Annotated in this window: 6 protein-coding genes; 5 read left to right on the forward strand and 1 reads right to left on the reverse strand. The window is 44.9% G+C overall.

The genetic code is table 11. The features are described from left to right. From ABYB02_RS13915 to ABYB02_RS13925, 3 genes are all read left to right on the forward strand, one after another. The coding region (locus tag ABYB02_RS13915; RefSeq protein WP_372763021.1) for a response regulator at positions 1-647 on the forward strand (647 nt) is incomplete at its 5' end. Then, positions 637-2,010, forward strand: a complete 1,374-nt coding sequence (locus ABYB02_RS13920) for an alpha/beta hydrolase (protein ID WP_372763022.1) — start codon at positions 637-639, stop codon at positions 2,008-2,010. The genes ABYB02_RS13915 and ABYB02_RS13920, both read left to right, overlap by 11 nt. After that, positions 2,010-3,149: a GNAT family N-acetyltransferase gene (locus tag ABYB02_RS13925; RefSeq protein WP_372763023.1), complete on the forward strand. Its 1,140-nt coding sequence runs from the start codon at positions 2,010-2,012 to the stop codon at positions 3,147-3,149. The genes ABYB02_RS13920 and ABYB02_RS13925 overlap by 1 nt, the downstream gene beginning before the upstream one ends. Here the strand turns inward: ABYB02_RS13925 and ABYB02_RS13930 are convergent. Then, positions 3,126-3,716: a DUF938 domain-containing protein gene (locus tag ABYB02_RS13930; protein WP_372763024.1), complete on the reverse strand. Its 591-nt coding sequence runs from the start codon at positions 3,714-3,716 to the stop codon at positions 3,126-3,128. The genes ABYB02_RS13925 and ABYB02_RS13930 overlap by 24 nt on opposite strands. A gap of 193 nt (positions 3,717-3,909) precedes the next feature. Here ABYB02_RS13930 and ABYB02_RS13935 point away from each other — a divergent pair, with 193 nt between their 5' ends. Beyond that, positions 3,910-4,086: a hypothetical protein gene (locus ABYB02_RS13935; protein WP_372763025.1), complete on the forward strand. Its 177-nt coding sequence runs from the start codon at positions 3,910-3,912 to the stop codon at positions 4,084-4,086. Between the two features lie 263 nt (positions 4,087-4,349). After that, positions 4,350-5,658: class II fumarate hydratase (locus ABYB02_RS13940; protein ID WP_372763026.1), on the forward strand; the 1,309-nt coding region annotated here is incomplete at its 3' end.

Below are 5,658 nucleotides of genomic sequence, written 5' to 3' on the forward strand. Positions count from 1 at the left end.
TGGCCGTTATTGACACCGGTATTGGGGTTGATCCTGCCCATCATAACAAGTTATTTAGCGCATTTACCCAAGCCGATAGCTCCACCTCACGGCAATTTGGCGGTACCGGTTTAGGCTTAACGATAGCCAAAGAACTCAGCGCACTCATGAATGCCAGTATCACCTTAGAAAGCGAACCCGGCAACGGTTCTACCTTTACCTTAACCGTTGAATTAGCCACCAGCGCGCCGCAACAACAGGCTATAAAATGCCTTGCTAAAACGAATATTACCGCGCTAAAAATCCTGGTTGCTGAAGATAACCCCGTTAATCAAATGGTGATCAAAGCGATGTTGAACACATTAGGCATTACGCCACACATGGTTGCGAATGGCGAGCAAGCCGTCGCAGCTGTAAAGCAACAATCGTTTGACATTGTGCTGATGGATTGTCAAATGCCGGTTATGGATGGCTATCGTGCTACCGCGCTGATCAGAGAATGCTACAGTACAGAGCAGCTGCCTATTATTGCTTTGACCGCCGACGTGATGCCGGAAAATAAAGCCCATGCAGAAGCCGTTGGCTTTAACCAGCACCTTGCAAAACCCTTAGAACTCGATAAGCTCACTGCATGTTTATCTCAATACGTCACGGTACATGAACACTAACTTTGTTACGCTAAAACTACTTATTGCCTTGGTTATAACCGCTGTTAGTCACTTAACTGTGGCACAAAACTGTATCACCCAATTGAGTGACTATGAGTTTATTCTTCAGAGTAAACAGCAAGGCTTACTGCGCTATGCAAACGAGCACCACCAGCCAGCATTTAATTACCATGCAAGCCCTCCTTTTAGTGATTATTTACACTATAGCTATCAATATATTCAACAAGCAAACCCTCGCGCAGCGTTACCTTGTCCGGTGTTTACGCAAACCTATCAACAGTTAGTGGCACAAGGCAGCCGTACGCCCACTGCTACCATTAGTGATATTATTGCGCCATTTGAGCTGGTACGCCCTCACAGTAACAAGGTAGCGCTGTTGGTACATGGCTTGACCGACTCTCCTTTTACCTTTCACGATTTAGCGCAAGTGTATTATCAACAAGGCTACACCGTACGTACTATTTTATTACCGGGTCATGGCAGTGCCGCCAGTGCGTTACAAACGGTGGGGGTTGCACACTGGCAGCAAACACTGCAATACGCGATTAACCGTGCATTAATAGATTTTGAGCAGGTCATTTTAGGCGGCTACTCTACTGGCGCCGCATTAATTATTGACCACCTTACCACCCACACAGTCTCGCCCAAAATAACCGCATTAATGTTGTTTTCACCGGGTTCAGAGCCGCATAATAAACAGGGGTGGATGGCCAAATGGCTTGATTTCATTCCATTTGTGGATTGGATCGATAAAGATGCCGATGTCGATTTTGCTAAATATGAGTCGTTTCCCCTGCATGCTGCCGCCGCTGCACACCAAGCTATGTCGCAGATCAGCATCAATAAGCTAAATAAACGCCCAGCGCTCACCATACCGTTATTTAGCGTGTTGAGTGATATAGATGCCACCATAGATACTCAGGCCACCCTAAAGCTACTCAATACGCTGCATAAAAATAACGCCCCACAGTATAAACAGCTCGACACCTTAGTGCTGTATGGCAATAGCGCTATTTTACCCCCACAGTTTGCCAAGGATTACCGTGTAATAAACCCACAATGTAATAATAAACACTGTAAACGCATTCGCGGTATCTCACATATTGCCATCGTTAATGCGCCTGCAAACCCGCACTATGGCCGCAACGCGGTGTATCGCAATTGTGGCAGCTTTATTGGCGGCGAAGATAAATATAAAACCTGTAAAACCACTGTCACGCCTGAATTAGGTGAACGTACCGCCGCGCATTTAAAGCAATACCCCACGTTGCAACGACTCACCTATAATCCTTTTTTTACCGAGCTCACTGAGCAAATAAGCATTTTTATACACAATGTAGAACACGCACAAGGTAAGCAGTAATGGCAAACTTTTCGCATCAATGGTTTAGTAGCATCAAGCAAATAGCAGACACACAATGGCAGCGCTTTTTTGGCGATGAGCCATTTACCCATCATGCTTTTTTAGCGGCCTTAGAGCAAAGTCAGTGTGTTAATAAAGCAACTGGCTGGCAACCCTATCATTTAGCCGTTTATGAAGACGATACCCTGGTTGCTTTAGCGCCGGGTTATTTAAAAAGTCACTCCTATGGTGAGTATGTGTTCGACTGGGCATGGGCTGAAGCTTACCAACAGCATGGCTTAGCGTATTACCCTAAATGGCTGTGTGGTATTCCATTTAGCCCCATTGCAGGCAAGCGTATTGCTATACAGCACAGTGCGCCTGATCGGGTGTATCAATATATTACTGAGCAACTCAGTGTGCAGTGCACTGAGCAAGGCTGGTCTGGCTGGCACGTTAACTTTTGCGATTTAACTCAAGCCACACAACTCAGCGAGCAACAAGCGATGCTTAGAATCGGCGTGCAGTTTCAGTGGTTTAATGCCGGCTTTGCGAGCTTTGATGATTTTTTACAAACACTGAATGCGCGTAAACGCAAAGCAATAAAAAAAGAACGCGCCAAAATAGCTCAACAAAATATAACCATTGAGTGGTTACAAGGAACGCAAATTACGCCAGATATTATGCAGTTGTTTTGTGAGTTTTATCAGCGTACCTATTTAAAGCGCTCGGGTCACTTAGGTTATTTAAATAGTCAATTTTTTACCCTGCTGCACGCACTGATGGCCGACAAACTAGTGATTATGCTGGCAAAAAAACACGGCGCCATTATTGCTGCAACGCTGAGCTTAATTGGCGAAAACACCCTCTATGGTCGCTATTGGGGAGCCAGTGAAGCGGTAGACTCATTGCACTTTGAGCTGTGTTATTACCAAGGAATTGAGTTTGCAATACAGCATAAACTCAGCTGCTTTCATGCAGGCGCGCAGGGGGAGCATAAAATAGCCCGCGGCTTTGCACCGGTGCTCACGTATTCGGCACACCATATAGTTGATGACATGTTTAGCCATGCTATTAACGATTACCTTGCCCGCGAGCGCCAGCACATTACGCTTTATAAAGCCCAGTGCACTGCGTTACTGCCGTTTAAAAATCAGTAATTGATTATTGGCCGGCATCGCGGTATCACTGACTAAGCTTAACCCTGCTTGCTGCGCCAGTGATTCAACTGCAGCAAAATCACGAATGCCACTGTGTGGATCGCGGGCAGTTAAATGCGCGTTAAATTCAGCATTGCTGTGACTGGTAAATTCACCGTTATATTTAAACGGGCCATATATACACAGCACACCTTGACAGTTTAAATGACGCTTTACCCCAGCAAAAAAGCGCACAATTAATTCCCAGCTCACTATATGAAAGGTATTTGCCGTATATATCGCATCCACTTTATCGATTGGCCAGGCATCATTTAAATCAAGCGTAAGGGGGGCATGCAAATTAGCTAGCTTGGCCTCGCTATGCCATAACTTGATCCCTTCATGGTTTATTACTCTATCACTGCAGTACCACTGTAAATGGGGTAATTGCTGGGCAAAATAGACACTGTGCTGACCGGTGCCCGAGCCAATCTCAAGCACTGTTTTAGCGTTGGCTAATGCCGGTTTTAGCTGCGTTAAAATGGGCTGTTTATTATTTTCACAGGCTTGTGAAAAAGGTTTAAGCATGCTGTTGCACCTTCATTGAAATTTACTGCACTACAGTAAAACAAATTTAGCGCAGGTTGTCGTGAATAAATTCAACTATAAAATTAAAACTGTTTAATATCATCACGTTAACCTAACTCCATAAGGCTGGTACAGAATATGCTCTTACTATATAGCTCGCGTAATGAGTTAATTACTTTAAAAGGATTAAATTATGACTATCTCTCCCTACACCGCTGTTGATGCTGTTATGGCGCTGACTAACAAGCAGCCTCCTAAAACACCCGCTACTACTGACCACAGAGCGCTAGTCATCGAGTTACTTTCTCACCCCTCACCACATCAAAATACACCGCAAGCAGATCAAATCTTCATTGTTGGCTACAATTAATACTCTGTTTAGTCATCTATTGCACTATGATTAAAACGGTATTATGTAAGTCGGCTTAAACACCCAGTTAAGCCGACTTTTAGTGGTTTTATTCATTAGTTAATTACCTTGCTGCGGCGGGCTTTTTAACTACCCCCTTGTAAATATCAGCAACCGCACCATATCTTTTACTATACAAGGTCGTTTATGACTAAAATTAAACTGCACTCGCAATAGGCACGCTTTTTATTGTCATGCATCTCCCTCTTTAAGGAGCACATTTTATGAGTAACTTTAGAACCGAATCGGACAGTATGGGTGAACTACAAGTCCCTGTTAATGCACTGTATAAAGCACAAACGCAACGTGCTGTGAATAACTTTGCCATTAGTGGTTTAACAATGCCAAAGCAGTTTGTGTCCGCCCTTGCTTACATTAAACAAGCGGCAGCACAAAGCAACTGCGAGCTGGGCCACTTAAGTAGCAGCAAAGCGGCGGCGATAACGCAAGCCTGCCAAGCCGTTATTGATGGCGAGCATGATGAGCAGTTTCCTGTCGATATTTTTCAAACCGGTTCGGGCACCAGTTCAAATATGAATGCCAATGAAGTCATTGCGACCTTAGCCAGCCGTATTGCAGAGGAAAACATCCACCCTAATGACGACGTTAACATGGGGCAAAGTTCAAACGATGTGATCCCCACAGCGATAGCACTGAGTAGTGCAATCAATGTGGTGTATCAATTACGCCCTGCACTCAATAAGCTGGTGCAGCATTTAGAGCAGAAAAAAGATGAAGTTGGGGCGATTGTTAAAACCGGTCGTACACATTTAATGGATGCCATGCCCGTCACCTTCGCGCAAACGTTAAGCGCATGGCAAGCGCAAATTAATCATGCGGCGCAGGGGATTGAGCATGCATTAAAACCCGTGTGTCAACTTGCTCAAGGCGGCACCGCGGTAGGCACAGGTATAAATGCCGATCCGCAGTTTGCCAAGCTATTTGCACAAAAGCTCAGTGAAAATGTAGGGATTACCTTTACCCCAAGTGACAACTTTTTTTATAACATTGGCTCGCAAGATGCCATTGTGGCGCTTTCAGGGCAGTTAAAAGTACTGGCTGTGGCGCAAATGAAAATAGCCAATGACCTACGCTGGATGAATTCAGGGCCACTAGCCGGCTTGGGTGAAATAGAACTTGAAGCACTGCAACCCGGTTCATCAATTATGCCCGGCAAGGTTAATCCCGTGATCCCCGAAGCCGCAGCGATGGTAAGCGCACAAGTGATTGGCAACGACGCTACAATCACCGTGGCCGGTCAGTCTGGTAACTTTGAGTTAAATGTGATGCTGCCGGTGATTGCCTATAATATTTTACAAAGTATTGAACTGTTGGCTAATAGTGCCGATGCATTAGGTGATAAAGCGATTGCTAGTTTTAAAGTGAATCAAACTAATATTGATAAAGCCTTGGCTAAAAACCCTATTTTAGTGACCGCGCTGAATCCGGTGATCGGCTATGAAAAAGCAGCAAAGATTGCCAAACAAGCCTATAAAGAAGCACGCCCTATTATCGATGTTGCCGAGCAACAAA

This window comes from Pseudoalteromonas sp., from assembly GCF_041613455.1.
GTDB lineage: Bacteria > Pseudomonadota > Gammaproteobacteria > Enterobacterales > Alteromonadaceae > Pseudoalteromonas.

Excerpts from the sequence above, each read along its gene's own strand:
- ABYB02_RS13920 (WP_372763022.1), top strand. The coding sequence starts at position 637 with ATGAACACTAACTTTGTTACGCTAAAACTACTTATTGCCTTGGTTATA.
- ABYB02_RS13930 (WP_372763024.1), bottom strand. The coding sequence starts at position 3,716 with ATGCTTAAACCTTTTTCACAAGCCTGTGAAAATAATAAACAGCCCATT.
- ABYB02_RS13925 (WP_372763023.1), top strand. The coding sequence starts at position 2,010 with ATGGCAAACTTTTCGCATCAATGGTTTAGTAGCATCAAGCAAATAGCA.
- ABYB02_RS13935 (WP_372763025.1), top strand. The coding sequence starts at position 3,910 with ATGACTATCTCTCCCTACACCGCTGTTGATGCTGTTATGGCGCTGACT.